This window comes from Anaeroglomus insulsum, assembly GCF_050689095.1.
GTDB classification, from domain to species: domain Bacteria; phylum Planctomycetota; class Phycisphaerae; order Sedimentisphaerales; family Anaerohalosphaeraceae; genus Anaeroglomus; species Anaeroglomus insulsum.
Genome location: NZ_JBOGCL010000016.1, coordinates 31782 through 51144, shown reverse-complemented (window position 1 = coordinate 51144; position 19363 = coordinate 31782). Strand labels below are relative to the sequence as shown.

The following is a 19363-nucleotide window of genomic DNA, read 5'->3' as shown; positions in this document are numbered from 1 at the left end:
ACTAGGACGGCACAAAACCGAGCATGGGTATTGAGTCAATTTGGGAATTTAAGAGGACCAGGTTTTAATAGCATTGATGAATTTCCATATGCTTCTACGCTTGAAGGTGGATGGCCATTTGCAAAAGGATGTGCGGTACCATTGAAAGAAAACTTGATTCAAGGCGGTTATCTGAGAGCACATTATTATGGAATTCTTCGAAAACCAATGACGCAATTCCTTGTGCTTCCTGTGCCCAGATAAATTTTGTATTTTATAGAAGAAATTGAGAAAGAAATAGGTGATACATGAAGAAGTATGAAGACGAGAGAATTAGTTTCTTTTATCCGGAAGAATTCAAAATAACTGATGTTAAGTCGAAATATGGTTCATATACTCTTATCAAAAGAAATAAAAAATTATACATTACGATCGATTTAATTTCTTCGGATGCTATCGGTTCCGTGAAGAGGGTAATTCAAAGTCAACCTCCTCCAGAAGTTAGTGATACTGCAAAAGTAAAATATATGGAGTCTGTTGTAATCGGTGAAAAACAAGGGATTGGACATTTCGCAGAAACATATGATCACTCACGTAATTTGTGGGGGAAAATATACCGAATTCTTTTTAAAAGTAATACAGGAGGTTTGTATATAGAAATTAGTAGTCGAGAAGATTTCATTATAGATTCATATAAAGATATATTGGAGTCTATCAAAGTTAAAGAATAATTATGACGGCCTGCATCGGCAGATTTCGCGGACGGTTCCGGGCTGCGGCACGGAATACAAGGGCTATGACAGTCATAACCGGCTGCTGTGGGAGATGGACTTCAAGGAGCAGGTGACGGGGTATGCTTATGATGCCCTCGGCCGTCTGGAATACAAGCGTTATTATGCGGCTGATGCGACGCCGGGCGATTTCTTCCGGAAGCGTTTTAACACGTCTTTGAAAATCTTGCTCTCGGGTTGTTGTTTCTCGATAATATGATCGTTGGGGGACATGTCCTTATTTTAGTATAATATTGTCCAGTGCCCAGGTTGCCTGTTTTGACATTTTGAGATTTGTTGACATATTTCCGTGAACGGTTACGAAAATTGTAACCGATACATGCATGAAGCCATCAAATCATATGATAAATATCTTTTTTTATCATGAAAGGGAACACATGGAACGCAGGCAGGCAGGTATTGACATTTCGCGGAGGGATTTTCTCAAAACATCGGCCGTGGCGACGTTTTCGCTGGCGGGTCTGCATAGCGCCTTTGCCGCAGGCTCAGACAAGATTCGAGTTGGCGTCATCGGCTGCGGCGGCCGGGGTATTTACGACTCGACCAATTGCGTCAAGTCGGCAGACAATGTCGAGATTGTCGCCTTAGCGGATGTTTTCCCCGAACGGCTCGCGTCATTTCAGGAGCATTTCAAGACCAACCTGCCCGACAAAATCAACGTTACGCCGGAGACTTGTTTTTCCGGTTTTGACGCTTACCGCAAGTTGCTGGCCTGCGAGCTGGACCTGGTGATTCTGACGACTCCGCCCCACTTCCGTCCGGCCTATTTCCGTGCGGCTATCGAGGCTGGTAAGCACGTCTTCATGGAAAAGCCCGTGGCAGTCGATCCGGTCGGCGTGCGGTCAGTCATTGAAACGGGGGCGCTAGCCGACCAAAAGAAGCTGACGGTGCTGGCCGGCACGCAGATGCGTCGTTTGGAACCGCTGGTGCAGATTATGAAGCGCATCCACGACGGCGATCTGGGGCAGATGACCAGCGGCCAGTGCTACCGCATCGGCGACGGCATGACCGGCTGGGGACCGACCCGACGTCTGCCGGAGTGGTCGGATATGGAATGGCATCTTCGCCGCTGGCTGTTTTATACGTGGCTGTCGGGCGATTTTATTGTCGAACAGCATGTCCATGACCTGGACCTGATGAACTGGGCGATGAATTCCCACCCGGTGCAGTGTATTGCCCTCGGCGGCAGGCAGGCCCGGACGGATGCGATCTTCGGAGACGTGTACGACCATTTCGCGGTCGAATATGTCTATCCAGACGATGTACGTATTGATTACAAGGGTGCCCAGATTAACAAGATCACCGCACGCCACGAACATCGGATTTTCGGTACCAAAGGCTCGGCATTGTTCGATTTCGGCCAGGCCAGCATTAAGGGCGAAAAGCCGTTCGTATTTCAGGGCGACATGCCTGACCCGTGCCTGCGTCAGCATGCCGCACAGATTGACGCTATTCGCAATAGCAAGCACCTTAACGAAGCAGTGCAGATTGCCGAAAGCACGATGACGGCGATTATGGGGCGGATGAGTGCCTATACCGGCCGGGCGCTGCGGTGGGACTGGCTGATGAAGGCTTCCAAGCTCGACCTGACGCCGGAAAGCTACACCTTCGGCCCGCTGCCTGAACAGCCTGTGGCCGTTCCCGGAGTAACCCAGTTAATCTAACCCGCAATCCGAGGACAGTACTTGTGAATGCAATGGACCGACGCGATTTCTTGAAATATATCGCTGCCATCGCCGCCGCTGCAGGACTGACCGCTGTGCCCGCAGCCGCCCAGCAAGCCAACACCCGAAATCCCCTGCTCAAGGCGGTGCAGATTCAGATGCTGCCGGGGAATTTGTCGGATGTGGATAAATTCAAGCTGGCCAAACGCTGCGGCTATGCCGGCGTTGAGGCTGTGCCGCTGGAGTCGCTGGAGGCGTGCAAAAAGCAGGCCGATGCGGCGCGTGAGGCGGGCATTACGATTCACAGTCTGCTGTACGGCTGGTGGCCGCCGTTTTTGAACAAGGACGATGTGGCAAAGAAGGCAGTCGCGGAGATGGAGCACGCTCTTCGCTGTGCCAGGGTAATGGGGGCCAGTGCCGTGCTGATGGTGCCCAGCCGGGTGACGGACGACTATGCGTATGGGGATGCGTACCGGGATTCGCAGTCGCTGATTCGCAAGCTGATACCGCTGGCCAAAGAGCTGGAGGTGGTCATCGCCGTGGAGAACGTCTGGAATAAGTTCCTGCTCAGTCCGCTGGAATTCGCGCGATATATTGATGAGTTGGACAGCCCCTGGGTGAAGGCCTATTTCGATGTGGGCAACGTCATTATTTATGGGTTTTCCCAGGACTGGATTCGCACGCTGGGCAAGCGGATCGCCAAGGTCCATTTAAAGGACTTCAAACGCGATGGGTATCAGTGGGTCGATCTGGGCGAAGGCGATGTGAACTGGAAGCAGGTCAGCGCCGCACTGAATGAGATCGGCTACTGCGACTACCTGACCCCCGAAGTCCGCGGCGGCGACGAAGCCTGGCTGATGGAGCTGTCGCAGAGAATTGATAAGCTGGTCAAGATAAGCTAAAACGGTATCGTTAAAAGTATAAAGTAGGGATGCAACTGGCCTGCTGCCCGACAATTGGTCCGGTATGAGTGAGAGTATAACCGATACGCAGATTCTTGTTTGGGCTGTTCAGCACGTCTGACAACCTGGACAATTAAACCCCTGCCCATTTTCAATACCAAGATTTCTTTTGTATAAGATGGTGGTTGTAACGATATTTCCAATATCCTCTTTTGACAGCTTTCCGTTGACGTCTGATGTCCGATCATGCCAGGCCGTGTGTGGCTCGGACTGGCGGCCGGACGAGAATGGGTCACCGGCAAGCTCGTCGGAGTTGGCCGTTGCAGCTGGCAAGAATTCAAGAGCCTCCTTCTTCCCCTGGGCCTCCGGCGTGGAGTGAACCCTTATAGAGCAACGCGATTTGATTGACGGTCTATTGACTCTTGATGGCTTTTATGGCCAGCTTGGCCATGAAGGCCGCCGGAAAATGCCTCCGTTGCGTCATAATTCATACGTCCTTTCTTCTCTAATTGCCGACTGAATTATACCACAACCACCATCTTATACCCTGGTACTAAATTCGGGGAGTAACCTACGGCACGAATCTGGCAAATTTAGGCACGCCCATTCATACATTAAAATCTTTGATGGGGCACTCCAACATCCAGACCACGATGGAGTATTACATTTTCAGCTCGGACGAGAATAAGAAAAAGGCTGTGGAGGGGCTGAATGGGATATTGGGGGAGTAAGAAATAACAGGAGAGCAGTCCATTGCTGAACTGCCCTCCTCCGATATAAATGACCTGTCAGCTCGATTAGGAGCCGAAGGGGTTACATCTACCGCTGAAACAAGATAAATTGATCAAAACTCTATCTGTTTATTTTTGGGGTACTTTGCTCAGGGGAATACCTAATGCTTTGGCGACACCCTCACCATAAGCAGGATCTGCCTTGAGGCAGTTTCCAATGTGGCGAATCTTGATCATTTCGGGAGCATCTCCCATAGCACGAGCCGTGTTGCCAAACAGGGCTTCCTGTTGTTGCTTACTCATAATCCGAAACAGTTTGCCGGGCTGGGTGAAGTAATCGTTATCGTCTTCGCGGTAATTCCAGTGATCGGCATTGCCGTTAATCTTGAGCGGGGGTTCGGCAAATTCCGGCTGCTGTTGCCATTCACTGTAACTATTGGGTTCATATCCTCGTGTGCTGCCGTAATTTCCATCCACCCGCATAGCACCATCACGATGATAGCTGTGGAAGGGACAACGGGCTGCATTGACTGGAATCAGATGGTGGTTGACACCGAGACGATAACGCTGAGCATCACCATAGGAGAAGAGCCGACCCTGCAGCATCTTGTCCGGCGAAAAGCCGATACCCGGCACGATGTTAGCAGGATTGAAGGCGGACTGTTCGACCTCGGCATAATAATTTTCCGGATTGCGGTTCAACTCCATGACACCGACTTCGATTAGCGGGTAATCGCTGTGATACCATACCTTGGTCAGGTCAAAGGGATGATACGGCAGTTTTTCGGCATCGAGTTCCGGCATAACCTGAATATACATTGTCCACCGTGGGAAGTCTTTTTTCTCTATGCTTTCATAAAGGTCACGCTGGTGGCTCTCTCGGCACTTGCCAATAATCTTCTCTGCTTCTTCATCTGTCAAGTTCTTGATTCCTTGTTGTGTCTTCAGGTGGAATTTGACCCAGTATCGCTCATTCTTTGCATTAATCATACTGAAAGTATGGCTCCCAAAACCATGCATGTGGCGATATGTAGCTGGGATTCCACGGTCGCTCATTACAATTGTTACCTGATGCAGGGCTTCCGGAAGGGATGTCCAGAAATCCCAGTTGTTCAAAGCACTCCGCAGATTGGTGCGGGGGTCACGTTTAACTGCATGGTTAAGATCGGGGAATTTCAGCGGGTCTCGCAGAAAGAATACGGGTGTATTATTGCCTACCAGATCCCAGTTGCCTTGCTCTGTATAGAACTTGATGGCAAAGCCCCGGATATCTCGCTCGGCATCAGCAGCACCACGTTCTCCTGCTACGGTAGAAAAACGAACAAACAAATCTGTCTTTTTGCCAATTTGAGAGAAAATCTTGGCTTTGGTATAACGAGTGATATCATGGGTGACGGTGAAGTTACCGTAGGCTCCGGATCCCTTGGCGTGCATTCTTCTTTCCGGAATGACTTCCCGGTCAAAATGGGCAAGTTTTTCCAGAAACCAGACATCCTGCAACAATTGTGGCCCCCGCGGCCCGGCAGTCAGGACATTCTGATTATCAGGGACAGGAGCTCCGGCATTGGTAGTTAATTTTTTCTTTTCTTCCATAAAATTACTCCTTTGCTTAGTCTAATTATGTTTTTTGCAACATTTTTTGCAGAAGCCCTCAATCGTAACACGCAAATTTAAGACTTCACAATTTTTGGAGATATCTTCCGGAACATCGATTCCGTCATAATAGTCTGATGTAAAATCGATTATGTCCCCGCATTTCTTGCATTGAAAATGATGGTGTTTTTCAAGTTTGGGATCAAACCGTCTGGCAGTTCCATATCCTTCGACCTGATCAATCAGCCCCATTTCCTGAAACGAGGTAAGGGTTTGATACACGGTGTCCAAAGAAAGATGATGGAAGGTGCTTTTGAGTCTGTTGAATATCTGTTCGGGTGAGGGATGGTCGGTTGATTTAAGCAGTGCTTTATAGATGACAATCTTCTGATGTGTTACCCGCATCCCATGCTCTTTGCACTTTTTGCGAAAAAAGAGAATTTCATCTGGTTCATTCTTTATTGTCACGTAATTCCTAATAAGGCATTATGACAGGATTGTCAAGTGAACTTTTGTATTTTTGGGATAAGGCGGACAATAAGAGAACATATCTATAGGCAAACTGGCAATGATAGGAAATACAGTAATGCTAATCAGCACTCATTTCCCACTCAAATTCATTCACTACTTTTTTCTTGGCGACGCAAAACATACGCATTGGAGCATTTTTAAGGGTAAAAAGGGAGTAAAAACAGGTGCATGGAATCTCCCTAAGGTGTTATATTGAAGGGAGTTAAGAGAAATGGGCAGGGGCGGATTTGAACCGCCGACACACGGATTTTCAGTCCGTTGCTCTACCAACTGAGCTACCTACCCCTCAGCGTTAAGCTGACAAGGTATAGTAGTGTATCGAAAAAAACGGAAGTTGCAAGAGTCTGTCTGTCAAAAAGTCCTATTTTTTATATTTTAATGGCTGTAAGTTGCCAGACGACGATGCTTAACAGAATTAAGGCCAACCCAATCAAGATTGTCAGCTTGAAAATGATAGGGAACAATCGATAGGGATTGCGATGATTGATACATTGTCCCTCCGGCTGGGGATCGTCACTGGTCAGGGGGGATTCTTTGTCGTCTACCAGACGGTATAAGGCTCGAATCATGGCATATAAGCTCAATGAGCCCAGATACATTACAGACCAAAGCAGTCCATAACTAGCAGCTCCTGCTCCGATTGCCCCAGCCGCAGTAAGGACATTGAGCTGTAAAGGCGAGATATTCCCGAGGATGCTGTTGAAGGCCTCATCTTTTGGCAATTCAGGCTCTATAATGTCCTCTGATACGGTTTCTACCAAAGCAATTTGTTCTGGAATGATACACGCTTCTTTGAGCTTATCCAAGGCTCCGGCCTGCTGCATCAGCTCGGTCTGCTGAGTCCGGTAATGGTGTTGTTTTTCCGGCAATTTCTGGAAAAACAGCACTGAAGCCAGGGCCGCCAGGATTGCTCCCAGCAGCGCCACACCCTGTATAATTGTTTTATCCTGTTTGCGTATCGTCATTTTGAGTCGGTCTTTAACTGTATCTATGTTAAAATATAGAAAATAGTCGGGCGGAAGAAAAATCCCTTAGATATGTGAATTAGGATTGGGATAGAAAGAGGATGCCCCGAAGTCTGCCCAAAGGCCGGCTTCGGGGCATTGCCTGCGCGGCTCTCCAGGAGAGCCACTTGTTATGACAAGCTCGCAGGCATAGGTCAGTTATAACACGTGATTAAGCCTTTTAACGGGGTAAGTTAAGGTCTGCTCTACAGTCGGTCCGCCCCATTCCGGCAGGCCATCGAAGATACTTTGACACTTTAATAGTCCCAAGCTACTCCTTGACCGACAGTTGGTTGAATATGTGTAACCAAGAATATGTATTGCAATTTCAGGTTTCACGATATTTATCTGCATTCATTCTGCTGATCATATCCACGTGCCATCCATTGGCTTGCGATGAATGCGAAATCAGCCAAATCCATTTTGCGGTCGTTGTTTAGGTCTGCACTTGGCTTATTGCCGCAAATTGGCGGCACTATCGGCAGTTCTTCCGAGTCGGGACCAGTTGTGCTGCCTTTCCTGGCAAGCGCCAACCGCTATCATGACTGATATAGAGATGTGTCCGTCATTGAGATTAGGTTTGCAGCCTTTGCTGTCGGCTGGGTTGCCTTTGTCGGTGCAGGAGCTGGTCTGGCCGTCCAGCTCCCATACCTGCTGGCCGTATTTTACAACCCCTCCGGCAGAAACCGATAATAGGCATCGTACTCCCGAAAACCGCCCGTGTCGGTAACGGCTTGAGGGCTACCTCAACGATTTGTCACAGGAACCACCGTTGGGTCGGATGGCCTTTGGAGCGATGTTACACGGCAGCATCTTTTTTAACGAAGTCCCTTAGGCTCCCGGCACAGGGGGGACTTGAATGTCTTCTGTCAGCCATTGTTCGGCCAGAATGGAAAAATCCTCGAGGGCAACGAGGCCGTCACGATTCAAATCCGCAGACGGACGCGTGCGAATATACGGATAGGTCTGATGTTCTCCCACCTCCCACAAATGCACAAAATCCCATCCGGCGTGAATGTAGGTTATGGCCTGTTTCATCTCGGCCGTGGGCTTACCGATGCCGCCGTTGCTGGCCATCTGGCCGCTGGCTTCGATGTCCCAGAAGGAATCGACAACGGTTGCGCTGTCGTTCAGGCCCACCAGACCGCCGATGTGGTGTGCCTCGGGACTGACCGCGGTAACCGAACCTGCTGCATAGCATTTTGATATGGTCGAGACAGCGCCGGGTTCGTGATGGATCCATCCAACCAATCCGCCGACCATTTCATACGGGGGTTCCAATTCCATAATGCTGGAGACGGAGGCCTGTGAATAGCAATAATTCAAACGTCCACCCCAGAGAAAACCAACCAGCCCGCCCAGATAGCGGCTGCCGACAACCCGACCCATCGTATAACATCCCCGAATCATATTGTACGCTCCGCCGGTAGCTCCGACAAGTCCGCCAACGTACGAAATCCCCTTGACGGTACCCTGGTATGCAACCGCTTCAAGCGTTACCGTATCGGTACGTCCTACCAGCCCCCCAACCCAATATCGGCCTTCCACAAAAGCGTTTTCCAGCCGGACATCCCGCACTTTGGCCCCGCCCCAAAGATAGCCGAATAATCCCACATTATCGACGCCCGGCTGAGAAATGACGGCATTCCGGATGGTCCAGCCGTCTCCGCAAAACTCGCCGGTAAATTTGATTGTGCTGTTGCCGACCGGTGTCAGCGTCAGGCCCGCCAAATCCAGAGATCCGGTCAGCTTGAAATGCTTGTCCCAATCCTGGGGTGTGGTCATTAAAACCTGCCAGTCGGCCGGGGTGGATATCCGATAAGGATTGTCGGCGGTTCCGCTGCCCCCGCCGCTGTAGATGCCCGCCCAGGTAATACTTGCCAGACATAAAAAGCCTGTGATGACGATTCTCTTCATAGCCTCTTTCTCCGATATTAAAGGAATACCCTGTTAAGAAATCAAAACACTGCCTCTGTGTTCTGCTGATTTATGGTCCGATATCCCCCGTTGCAATTCCCGCCAATAATGGGATAATTATACTATTTATCTCCTGAAAAATCAAGCAAAAAGTGGGGTTGGGACAGCTTTAATCCCTGGAACAACCGCTGTCCCCGTGTGGCAATTGGGCAGATAGCCTCCGGGGCCTGGCGGTCAGGCAATCCGAGATTTGGGGGCAATAGAAATGTTATACAAAACAAGGTGAGTTCAACCCGAATACAAGCTGAACTCACCTTGTTCATTTGGTTTTAGGAGCAGCCCATCGAGTTGCCGCAGTTGAAGCACTTGTAACAGGTGCCGTTGCGGACGGTGATGGAGCCGCAGACATCGCAGGCAGGGGCATCGTCCTGGAAGTGGTCAAACTGGGCATTGAACTGCTGCATGATTTGGGCATCGCCGGTGCCGGGTTCAGTGAGGACCGAATTGACCAGTTCGGCGACTTTGTCGGCTAATCCTTCACCACTGAAACGGCTGGACAGGGGCGATCCGGCCTTGGGTGTCGGGGCGGTTTCGCCATTACCGCCTTTTTCACCCGGGGCAACGGTTTTTTTCTGGATGGCCCGGGCCTGGTCGATTTTTTTGGCCAGATCCTGGGTCTTTTCGACAATCTGCTTGGCTGTTGCGGCAGCGGGGGATTCGGTGGCTGCTGAACCGCCGCGATTGGGGGTATTCTTCTCGGCATATCCGGGAATGAACTGACAGCCCATCCAGCAGAAGATATAGTCGATCAAGCTCTTGGCAAACGGAATATTTTTGTTGGAAGTCATCCCGGCCGGCTCAAAGCGTGCATGACGGAATTTTTCCACCAGGGTAATCAGCGGCACGCCGTATTGCAGGGCCATGGATACGCAGGTTCCGACGACATCCATCAGGCCGCCGACGGTGCTGCCTTCCTTGGCCATGGTGATAAACAATTCACCAGGCTGGCCGTCTTCATACAGGCCGACGGTGAGATACCCTTCGTGGCCGGCAACCGAGAACTTGTGGGTGATACTGTGACGCGTCTCGGCCAGACGTCGGCGGAACGGTCTTTGCGGGGCTGCTTCCTCGGTTTTGGCGGTTTTCTTGTCGGCTTTGTGGGCCTTGCTGTCGGTATTGACCGGCTGGAGCCGCTTGGACCCGTCGCGATAAATGGCGACCGCCTTAAGCCCGCGTTTCCAGCCTTCCATATAGGCCGACATAATTTCTTCGGTGGTGCTTTCCTTGGGCATGTTGATGGTCTTGCTGATTGCACCCGACAGAAACGGCTGAACGGCAGCCATCATTTTAATATGAGCCATATACATAATATGCCGCTTGCCGTTTTTAGGCTTAAAGGCACAGTCGAAGATGGCCAGATGTTCCGGACGCAGCTTGGTGGAAGTCTCCACGGTATCGTCTCGGTCGATGGTATCGGTGATTTCCTTGATGTCTTCGGGGCTGTATCCGAGGCGTTCGAGAGCCATGGATACGGTTCGATTGACCAGCTTAAGCATTCCGCCGCCGGCCAGCAGTTTGTACTTGACCAGAGCGATATCCGGCTCGATGCCGGTGGTGTCGCAATCCATCATAAAGCCGATCGTGCCCGTTGGGGCCAGGACGGTTACCTGGGCATTACGATAGCCATACTGGCTGCCGAGGGTGAAGGCCTGATCCCAGGCATTCTTGGCGGCATTGAGCATATAGTCAGGGCAATGGACTTCGGGGATATTGTAGGCATGTTCCCGGTGCATCGAGATGACATTGAGCATGGGCTGACGATTCTTTTCGAATTCGGAGAACGGGCCTTTAAAGGAGGCCAGCTCGGCACTGACACTGTACGCGGTGCCGGTCATGATTGCGGTAATGGCTGCTGCCCAGGTGCGGGCTTCGTCGGAATCGTATGGCAAAGCCAGGCTCATGACGAGGCTGCCGAGGTTGGCATAGCCCAGCCCCAGCGGGCGGAATTTATGGCTGTTTTCAGCAATTGCTGCTTCCGGATAACTGCCGTTGTCGACAAGGATTTCCTGGGCGATGATATAGAGCCGAATTGCCTGCTTGAAGCTTTCAATGTCGAAAGAGCCGTCTTCGCGGCGGAATTTCATCAGGTTCAGGGAAGCCAGGTTGCAGGCGGAGTTGTCGATGAACATGTATTCGCTGCAGGGATTGGATGCATTGATCGGACCTGAGTTGGGACAGGTATGCCACTTGTTAATCGTGGTATGATACTGCAGGCCGGGGTCGCCGCAGATCCGGGTGCCTTCGGCAATCAATTCCATCAGTTCGCGAGCGGAGTGCTCTTCGACGGGTTTACCGGTGGTAACTGAAATGGTCGTCCACTTGCCATCTTTTTCGACGGCTTCCATGAAGTCATCGGTGACACGGACCGACAGGTTGCTGTTCTGGAACATGACACTGTTATAGGCCTCATCGGGGCTGAAGCCTTCTTCGATTAAAGCCCAGACCTTTTTCTCTTCTTGGGTCTTGCAGGTGACGAACTCCCGAATGTCGGGGTGATGGATCTTCAGTGACTGCATCTTGGCAGCACGGCGGGTTTTGCCGCCAGACTTGATGACGGCGGCAATCTGGTCATAAACGCGCATGAAACTCAGCGGACCGGAGGGTTTGCCGCCGCCGGACAGCTTTTCCCGGCTGCTGCGAAGGGTGGACATGTCGGTGCCGGTACCGGAGCCGTGTTTGAAAAGCATGGCTTCACTGCGAGCCAGCCGCATGATGTCGTCCATCGTGTCCTGGACCGACTGGATAAAGCAAGCCGAAGCCTGGGGGAATTCATAGCTGCTGGGACAGGGCATGGGTTTGTTTAACTTCTGATCCCAATAGAAGTTATGTTCACTGCCCTTGATGCCGTACACATCATACAACCCGACATTAAACCACACAGGCGAGTTAAATGAGCCATACTGATTGACGCACAACCAGGTTAATTCATGATAGAAATTGTCTGCATCGGCATCGGTTGCAAAATACCCATCTCTTTTGCCGCGATCGGCAATCGCTCTGCAGACGCGGTGGATGAGCTGTTTGACCGAATTTTCCCGCTGGCCGGTGGACACATCACCATAAAAATATTTACTGACGACAACTTTTGTCGCCAATTGGCTCCAATTGGCCGGTACTTCGACATCTTTTTGTTCAAAAATAGCTTTGCCGTTTTCATCGCTGATTTTTGCGGTCCGATGTTCCCATTCAATCTGGTCAAAAGGATGCACGCCTGGTGTTGAAAAATACTGCTCTATTTTCAAGCCGCGTTTTCTTTGCCCTGTTGAGCCAACCCAGGGCTGAAAACCCGACACTGTGGTTCCTAAATCTGGTTTTGAAATCCGTTCTTCTGACATGGACGAGGCCTCCGTGTATACCACTATATATTGTTGTAATTCAGTGATCAATATCAATATGTTGCCAATAATTACTACGACATCATAACGTTCCAGGCTTGAGCTTCAAGCTGAAAAATCAAAAAAAATATGAGGTTTTTATTAGTCCTTGTTTTTAATGAACCTATGAAGAAAAAGTTTTTTTGTTTATTTTTTTTATCTGCCTGAAAAACCGCCTCAAAAAACAAGACAATCCTGATCGTAATTTCTTATCCTATTTGAAATAAAAGAGATACGCGAACTCAGATCGGCGGATGCTCAAAATCGTTTTAAACCAAAGCACAAGCGGATGATTTTTGGAAAAGAAGGGCGGGTTGAGGGGATTAATAGTAATTGTAATAGGTTTATTTCAGACTTATATAGTCTTGATATGCAAGTTTGGAAATCGGGTAAACGCCAGGATCGGAGTCTGGGGTATTGTAAGATAAGTATAAGTATAAGTGGAAAAATAGGTGCCGCTGTCTGTAGTCGCGTTATACCGGCTTGTATTGCAAATGAAAAAGACGATGTATTATGATGGTATATTATCGTTATCGTTGAACTTTTCAAAACGCTCTTATCCTGACCAGTTCTGCCTTGTTTCTCAATTCCCAGGTTTCCATGTCGGGCAGAATAGAACAACAACATACCGGGCAAAACAAGTTGCCGAAAAAAGATGGAACATCGGGAATTCTTCTGCTACAATAGTTTGACTATAAAACAGAAATGTGGAGTAAAGCATGGCCAGAAATTCAGGTTCAAATGGACGACGTGAGATGTGTAGTTTTTGCGGCCGTCCCAAAAAACAATATGAGGTGTTTGTCGAGGGCCCCGGCGGGGTGTTTATCTGTCCGGAATGCGTGGATTTGTGCTCGACAATTATCAAGCAGGAACAGCGTCGCGGCAAAAGTAAGGCCACGACCAAAGATGTTCCAAAACCCCGCGAAATCAAGGAATTTTTAGATCAGTACGTTATCGGTCAGGATGACGCCAAAAAGAAAATCTCCGTGGCGGTGCATAACCACTATAAACGGTTGCTGCATACGGACAGTAATGATAACGATGTCGAAATCGAAAAATCGAACATTTTGCTGATTGGGCCGACCGGATCCGGCAAGACCCTGCTGGCTCGTACTCTGGCCCGGATGCTCAATGTACCATTTGCGATTTGCGATGCAACAACTGTGACCGAAGCGGGTTATGTCGGCGAAGACGTCGAAAATTTCCTGCTGCGTCTGCTGCAGAATGCGGATTATGATATTGAGGCTGCCCAGCGGGGCATCGTCTATGTCGATGAAATCGATAAGATTGGTAAGACGACTCAGAATGTCTCAATTACACGAGACGTATCCGGCGAAGGTGTGCAGCAGGCTTTGCTCAAGATGCTGGAAGGAACCATTGCCAACGTGCCTCCGCAGGGCGGTCGCAAGCACCCCGAACAGGCCTATATTCAGATTGATACCAGCCAGATTATGTTCATTTGCGGCGGTACCTTTGTGGGGCTGGATAATATTATCAAAAAACGCCTGGGCAAACGGCTGATTGGGTTTGACAGCGAACAGGGCGGCAAGCGTGAGGATAAGAAAGTTGACTATAGTACGGTTATTAAACAAGTGACTCCGGAAGATATCATTGAATTTGGTATGATTCCAGAGTTTGTAGGTCGTCTTCCGATTATAACAGCTCTAACCGCTCTCGATGAGCAAGCCCTTGTGCAGATTCTGACCGAACCCAAAAACGCTCTGGTTCGCCAGTATCAGAAGCTTTTTGAGATGGAAGATGCCACGCTGGAGTTTACTCCGGAAGCACTTAAGTTATTGGCCCATAAGGCGATAGCGAGGGATACGGGAGCCCGTGCCCTACGGGGTATTATGGAAGACCTGATGGTCGAATTGATGTATCGTCTGCCGGAAGAGCCCAAGCCGGGGAAATATGTGGTTACGCCGGAGATTGTTGAAGGCAAAGTCGATTTATTTGGTAAAGGACAGAGCCTGAAAGAATCCGCATAAACGCGAAACGACAAATCACATCCATACAATGGCTGTTTAAACGGATGACATCATTGTCATCCGTTTTTTTTGTATCAAAAGCATACACTCGGAGTTTCCATCTTTTTTTTAGCCCCGCAAGAGGCTGTTTTTTAGGATTTAATGGTGGTTTGGGTAAAATGGCATAAGGGTTGCATTATGGAGTTTGGCCGGCATAGTGCGCCGATCATGTAAAAATGTTGAACAATGTAAGCAGACAGTGGTTCAAGGATGAGCCAAAACGATCTTTTTATTGACAATCTCGAAAAAGGCCCAGGCAGTTCGGAGCCGTTTGGTGCGGGTGTAAATATGCATCCGACACAAGACGAATTGTTTGTTGGCGATTTTTCGTTTATTAAAGATCTGACTGTCCAGACCTCGTCCCGCAAAAAAACAGGTGTATTAAACGCCAAAAGCAATCTGAATCCATTGTATGCTATTTTGGGAGTAAATGTCCTGATTACAATTGTGCTGGCTGGTATGATTTGGCTGCGTCCGGTGAGTGTTGTGGGGCCGGTCCCCGTCCAGGCAGAGCAGCCTCCACAACCCCTTTCTGAGCCGATTTCCGAGCCAGCAGTACAGACCCCGCAGCCGCAAGCAGCCCTGGTGATACCAAGTACTCTGACTGAAGGGGAACGTGCTCAGTTGCAGCAGGGGGTTTCATTAAAAACGGCAGATGCCTATTATGCGGCCAAAGACTATGCCAAGGCCTGTTATGTCTATCAGCAAATCAGTTCGAATCTGTCGCCGTCCACCCTTGAAAATGAATATCTTCTGGACTATCTGAAGCTCCGCATGGCGGTCTGTCTGCAGCGGCAGGGCGAAGCCGCCGGACAGGATGGCTTATTTAGCGCTGCGATGCAGAGTCGTTCGGCGATGGTGCGTGGGCTTGCCAGCTATTATATGGCGACAACCCATTACCAGAATCGTGAATATCTCTCGGCCCGCAAGTATGCCTATCAGACTGCGGCGCTGCTGAAGGCATTTGAAGGGATTTTGCCGGCCAGTCTTGAAGAAGACCTGTATTTCCTGGCGGCTGAATCGCTAAGCCGTTATGTAATGGGGCTTTATGCCAGCGTAATCGAGCTGCCCGGACATTTGTGGTCGGACAGTCTTGGTGATATCTGGCCCAGCGATATGGATCAGCCGGCCCTGTGCGAGATGCTGACCCATGCAGGCCGCAAAATCAGCGAAGGGGCTGGCACGCCGAGAATTGTGTATGATACTTATCGTACTGTCGGTTCACAATGGTCGATTGTTTGTCTCCAGAGTCCGCTGGAAGAGATCCTCGTTAAGATGGCGACCCAGTCCGGTACGGGGTTGAGGTGGAAGACGATTGATTTGGTGGTTCGCAGTCGCCCCGTCACGGCGTACCTGCTTTATGTGCCGCAACAATATGCCGCCGAAGTGGTCAGCGGGGCAGCTGGACTGATGTGGAAATTTGATGGTCAGACTGCGTATGTGATTAATCCGGAACACTACGATGACATCGACAGTTACCGGAAGGATCTGGTTGCAGAATCGATTTCCATGTGGCAGCGTTTTCTGCTGCGGTATCGCGGGGATCATCGGGCGCCCAATGCCCACTATGTTCTGGGGCAGATGTATCAGCTGGACCATCAGTATGCGGCCGGTCTGGGGGAATATAAGCTGATTCAGAGTCATTTTGGTCATAATCCGCTGGCTCCGTTTGCTTATCTGGAAGCCAGTAAAATCCGTACGGTGATGAAGGATTATGCGGGGGCCAGAACGGATTTGAATGAAATGCTGCTGCAGTATCCGGATTGCAAGGCAGCAGATCAGGCAACGCTTTATCTGGCTCAGGCCACCCTCGAAAGCGGGCAGATTGCTCAGGCTGCGGATTTATTCAAGAAAGTGTTTCAGTTGGACTTAAACCGTCCCGGCAAGATTGATGCGGCCTATGGTCTGGGACGCTGTGCCTATCTGCAGAAAGACTGGATGGCCGTCAGAGAATGGCTGGGACGGGCGATGGAGCTGATGACGGATCAAAATGATTCCCGCATTGTGTCGATGTGTTCGATGCTGGGAGCAGCCTATATTGAACTGGGACAATATCAGCAGGCTTCCCGGGCATTGCGTATGGCGCTGGGCAGCAAAATGTCCAACAGCGATTATGTGCAGATTATCCGGGAGCTGGCAGAGGCTGAGATGCGGCAGTCGAATTATCTGGAAGCACTGACGATTCTGGAAGGCATTCCGATGGATCGTCTGAATCAGACCGACTCCTGTGAGATTTTGATGACACGGGCCAAAGTACTGCGGTCGATCGATGCGGCGGAAGCTGCGGTGTCGCTGCTGCGGCGCAAGATAGAATTCATTGCCGATTCGCAGCTTCGGGCCTGGCTGACGCTGGAACTGGCCGAATGCTATTTTGTACAGGGCGATTATGCCCTGGCCCGCCGGGAGCTGAATGAAGTCATGGCTGATATTCAGGATGTCTATCGGGCTCAGCAGGCCGGGCTGCTGCTGGCACGAATTGCCGAAAAGCTCAAGCAGCCCAAACAGGCCGAAGCGATTTGTCTGACCCTGTTGGCCAACCCCGAAGGGGATTCCGAGATACGCAAACAAACATTTGAAATGCTGGGACGCTTGTATACCGAGCAGAAGGAATATGACAAGGCGGCACTGGCTTTTGCGGGTATCAGTCCGCAGGAGGTCAAGCCATGAGTATTGGATTGCATATCATTCTGTCGCTGAGTGTGCTGGTCTGTGGCAGTGTGGATGTTTCGGTCAATCCCAATCCGGATGTCATCGAAAAATCCGGTCAGCTCCAGCAGCAGATCAAAATGCTCCAGGTGTCGGCAATGGAGCCAAATCAGCCGGTTAAGCCCGGTATGCTCAAAGATATGATCCAGCAGCTCCAGTCGCTGCGGCTGCCGAAGCTGGCTGGCCAGGCGGCTTCGGTGCAGGAAGCGGCAACCGGGACAGACCAGGACCATACGGATTCGGCTCAAGCCAATTCCAGCAAGCCGATTCAGCCGTCTTCTGCTGCGGGGCCTGCTGACCCTAATCTGGCCTGGCTGGATCAGGTGACAACGCCGCTGAATGCAATTGCCGCCGCGGATGCCTTGTACCGGCTGGGTGATTTTGCCCGGGCCAAGCGATTTTACGACATGGTGACCGCGGATACCACAGGCTCTGCCCATTCGATTCGGTCCTGGGCGTTATATCAATCGGCCAATTGCCTACGCAAGCAAAATCCTGAGCGGGCTGTGGAGCTGTACAATCTGCTGATTGCAGAATTTCCCAATTCGACCTGGGCAGCGGCGGCCATGGCCCAGCGAAAAAAAATAGAATGGCTGAAAAAAAATCAGTTCGAACTGAACCAACGGATTACTGGCAATGACCCCAATGCCCTGTGAAACAGTGATGTCCAATGTGCTGATTCTTGAGCCGGATTCCCGTCAGGCCGCCCAGCTGCTGGAAGAGCTTGCGCGCCGCGGTATCCGGGGAACGGTTGCCGTCAGTGATACCCAGGCAACCAGCCGCATAGAGCACATCCGCTGGAATCTGATTTTTGTTGCCGAGTCGTTTCTGGACCTGTATTCTCACTGGACCCAGCGCATTCTCCGCACCATTCGGACTGCGACCCCGGAAGTCCCGCTGATTCTGGTGGCTTCGGAGGATTCCTCCCGCAAGGCACTGGAGGCCCTGCGAAAGGGGTATGCTGAATTTCTGGTTAAACCTGTGGATCGCCGCAAGGCCCAGGAAGTGCTGGACTGCTTTATTCCGGCTCATCGGTATGCAGCGATGGAATATATTTATCCAACCGGCACGGCGGTCTGCATTGCCGGCCAGAGTGCCGCACTGCGTCAGACTGTGGATTTGGCCAAACGTGCCGCGCCGACCTCTGCCCCGATATTGATTGAGGGCGAAAGCGGCACCGGCAAGGAATTGCTGGCCCAGTTGATTCATGAAAACAGCCGCCGCAGTGATGGGCCGTTCATCAAAGTCAACTGTGCGGCCCTGACAGAGTCGCTTCTGGAAAGCGAGTTGTTCGGCCATGAAAAAGGGGCTTTTACCGGTGCCCTGTTCAGCCGCAAGGGGCGTTTTGAAGCCGCGCACGGCGGTACGCTGCTGCTGGATGAAATCACCGAAACTCCGGCGGCGTTTCAGGCCAAATTGCTCCGAGCCATCGAGCAGATGTGCTTTGAACGGGTTGGCGGCAATGATCCGGTGCAGGTTAATGTCCGCATTCTGAGCACGACCAATCGTCCGATAGTCCGAGCGGTGGAACAGGGGACTTTTCGGGCTGATCTGTATTATCGGCTTAGCGCTATCCGTCTGATGGTGCCGCCGCTGCGTCAGCGGCAGGAAGATATAGTGCAGCTGGTCTGGCTGTTTGTCAATGAATTTGCCGCCGAATCGGCGCGCAGGATTACCGCCATCGACCGGCAGACGCTCCATTTGTTTGAGCAATACCGCTGGCCGGGCAACATTCGTCAACTGCGCAACATGGTGCGGTCGGCGATGATTCTGGGCAGCGGAGAGGTATTGAGCGTTCAGCAGATTCCCTGGCTGCTGGATGAGATTCGGGAAGGCCTGGCAACCGAAATGACTCCATTTCATCGTGAACCGGACTTGGCCGGGGTATCGCTGGAAGAGTTGGAACGCAGAGCGATTCTGGAGACGCTGGATCGTCACCAGGGCAACCAGGCAAAGGCGGCTCGTATTCTGGGGATTAGCGACAGAACACTGCGGGAGAAAATCAAACGCTATCGTGGACAGCAGGAACTGGCGTCGGCAGTGTTATGATAGGATGATCAATAAGGCGGGAGAAAAACCGACGT

14 protein-coding genes and 1 tRNA gene are annotated in these 19363 nt (G+C 50.8%); 9 read left to right on the top strand and 6 right to left on the bottom strand.

Going from position 1 to position 19363, the window contains the following annotated elements; all coding sequences use genetic code 11:
- The 5 genes from ACQ9LF_RS12600 to ACQ9LF_RS12580 form a co-directional block, all read left to right on the top strand.
- The coding region (locus tag ACQ9LF_RS12600) for a NucA/NucB deoxyribonuclease domain-containing protein (protein WP_462489764.1) at positions 1–243 on the top strand (243 nt) is incomplete at its 5' end.
- 44 nt (positions 244–287) lie between these two features.
- Positions 288–710 (top strand): hypothetical protein, encoded by a 423-nt coding sequence (locus ACQ9LF_RS12595; protein ID WP_462489763.1) that lies wholly within the window; start codon positions 288–290, stop codon positions 708–710.
- Between the two features lie 437 nt (positions 711–1147).
- Positions 1148–2434: a Gfo/Idh/MocA family protein gene (locus tag ACQ9LF_RS12590; RefSeq protein ID WP_462489762.1), complete on the top strand. Its 1287-nt coding sequence runs from the start codon at positions 1148–1150 to the stop codon at positions 2432–2434.
- Positions 2435–2466: 32 nt separating this feature from the next.
- A complete protein-coding gene (locus ACQ9LF_RS12585) occupies positions 2467–3336 on the top strand; it encodes a sugar phosphate isomerase/epimerase family protein (RefSeq protein WP_462489767.1) in 870 nt (289 codons plus the stop codon).
- A 557-nt stretch (positions 3337–3893) separates the two neighbouring features.
- Positions 3894–4067 (top strand): tyrosine-type recombinase/integrase, encoded by a 174-nt coding sequence (locus ACQ9LF_RS12580; RefSeq protein ID WP_462489766.1) that lies wholly within the window; start codon positions 3894–3896, stop codon positions 4065–4067.
- Positions 4068–4196: 129 nt separating this feature from the next.
- Here the strand turns inward: ACQ9LF_RS12580 and ACQ9LF_RS12575 are convergent, their stop codons facing one another.
- From ACQ9LF_RS12575 to ACQ9LF_RS12550, 6 genes are all read right to left on the bottom strand, one after another.
- Positions 4197–5660: a catalase gene (locus ACQ9LF_RS12575; protein ID WP_462489761.1), complete on the bottom strand. Its 1464-nt coding sequence runs from the start codon at positions 5658–5660 to the stop codon at positions 4197–4199.
- Positions 5661–5681: 21 nt separating this feature from the next.
- Complete coding sequence (locus ACQ9LF_RS12570; protein WP_462489760.1) at positions 5682–6065, bottom strand: Fur family transcriptional regulator; 384 nt, start codon at positions 6063–6065, stop codon at positions 5682–5684.
- A 338-nt stretch (positions 6066–6403) separates the two neighbouring features.
- Positions 6404–6476: transfer RNA gene (locus ACQ9LF_RS12565), tRNA-Phe, on the bottom strand.
- 83 nt (positions 6477–6559) lie between these two features.
- On the bottom strand, positions 6560–7117 hold the full coding sequence (locus tag ACQ9LF_RS12560) for a hypothetical protein (RefSeq protein ID WP_462489759.1): 558 nt from the start codon (positions 7115–7117) through the stop codon (positions 6560–6562).
- Between the two features lie 909 nt (positions 7118–8026).
- Positions 8027–9112: a hypothetical protein gene (locus ACQ9LF_RS12555; protein WP_462489758.1), complete on the bottom strand. Its 1086-nt coding sequence runs from the start codon at positions 9110–9112 to the stop codon at positions 8027–8029.
- 329 nt (positions 9113–9441) lie between these two features.
- Positions 9442–12507 (bottom strand): vitamin B12-dependent ribonucleotide reductase, encoded by a 3066-nt coding sequence (locus tag ACQ9LF_RS12550; protein WP_462489757.1) that lies wholly within the window; start codon positions 12505–12507, stop codon positions 9442–9444.
- Positions 12508–13265: 758 nt separating this feature from the next.
- On the opposite strand from ACQ9LF_RS12550, the gene clpX reads away from it, so the two are divergent.
- From clpX to ACQ9LF_RS12530, 4 genes are all read left to right on the top strand, one after another.
- A complete protein-coding gene (clpX, locus tag ACQ9LF_RS12545) occupies positions 13266–14534 on the top strand; it encodes an ATP-dependent Clp protease ATP-binding subunit ClpX (protein ID WP_462489756.1) in 1269 nt (422 codons plus the stop codon).
- A 249-nt stretch (positions 14535–14783) separates the two neighbouring features.
- A complete protein-coding gene (locus ACQ9LF_RS12540) occupies positions 14784–17240 on the top strand; it encodes a tetratricopeptide repeat protein (protein ID WP_462489755.1) in 2457 nt (818 codons plus the stop codon).
- Positions 17237–17935 (top strand): tetratricopeptide repeat protein, encoded by a 699-nt coding sequence (locus ACQ9LF_RS12535; protein ID WP_462489754.1) that lies wholly within the window; start codon positions 17237–17239, stop codon positions 17933–17935. The genes ACQ9LF_RS12540 and ACQ9LF_RS12535 overlap by 4 nt, the downstream gene beginning before the upstream one ends.
- Positions 17916–19328 carry a sigma 54-interacting transcriptional regulator gene (locus ACQ9LF_RS12530; protein WP_462489753.1) on the top strand — a complete coding sequence of 471 codons (1413 nt, stop codon included), beginning with the start codon at positions 17916–17918 and terminating at the stop codon, positions 19326–19328. Before ACQ9LF_RS12535 ends, ACQ9LF_RS12530 begins: the two co-directional genes overlap by 20 nt.
- Positions 19329–19363: the final 35 nt, after the last annotated feature.

Excerpts from the sequence above, each read along its gene's own strand:
- ACQ9LF_RS12550 (WP_462489757.1), bottom strand. The coding sequence starts at position 12,507 with ATGTCAGAAGAACGGATTTCAAAACCAGATTTAGGAACCACAGTGTCG.
- ACQ9LF_RS12540 (WP_462489755.1), top strand. The coding sequence starts at position 14,784 with ATGAGCCAAAACGATCTTTTTATTGACAATCTCGAAAAAGGCCCAGGC.
- ACQ9LF_RS12595 (WP_462489763.1), top strand. The coding sequence starts at position 288 with ATGAAGAAGTATGAAGACGAGAGAATTAGTTTCTTTTATCCGGAAGAA.
- ACQ9LF_RS12570 (WP_462489760.1), bottom strand. The coding sequence starts at position 6,065 with ATGCGGGTAACACATCAGAAGATTGTCATCTATAAAGCACTGCTTAAA.
- ACQ9LF_RS12590 (WP_462489762.1), top strand. The coding sequence starts at position 1,148 with ATGGAACGCAGGCAGGCAGGTATTGACATTTCGCGGAGGGATTTTCTC.
- ACQ9LF_RS12530 (WP_462489753.1), top strand. The coding sequence starts at position 17,916 with ATGACCCCAATGCCCTGTGAAACAGTGATGTCCAATGTGCTGATTCTT.
- ACQ9LF_RS12555 (WP_462489758.1), bottom strand. The coding sequence starts at position 9,112 with ATGAAGAGAATCGTCATCACAGGCTTTTTATGTCTGGCAAGTATTACC.
- clpX (WP_462489756.1), top strand. The coding sequence starts at position 13,266 with ATGGCCAGAAATTCAGGTTCAAATGGACGACGTGAGATGTGTAGTTTT.
- ACQ9LF_RS12585 (WP_462489767.1), top strand. The coding sequence starts at position 2,467 with ATGGACCGACGCGATTTCTTGAAATATATCGCTGCCATCGCCGCCGCT.
- ACQ9LF_RS12535 (WP_462489754.1), top strand. The coding sequence starts at position 17,237 with ATGAGTATTGGATTGCATATCATTCTGTCGCTGAGTGTGCTGGTCTGT.
- ACQ9LF_RS12575 (WP_462489761.1), bottom strand. The coding sequence starts at position 5,660 with ATGGAAGAAAAGAAAAAATTAACTACCAATGCCGGAGCTCCTGTCCCT.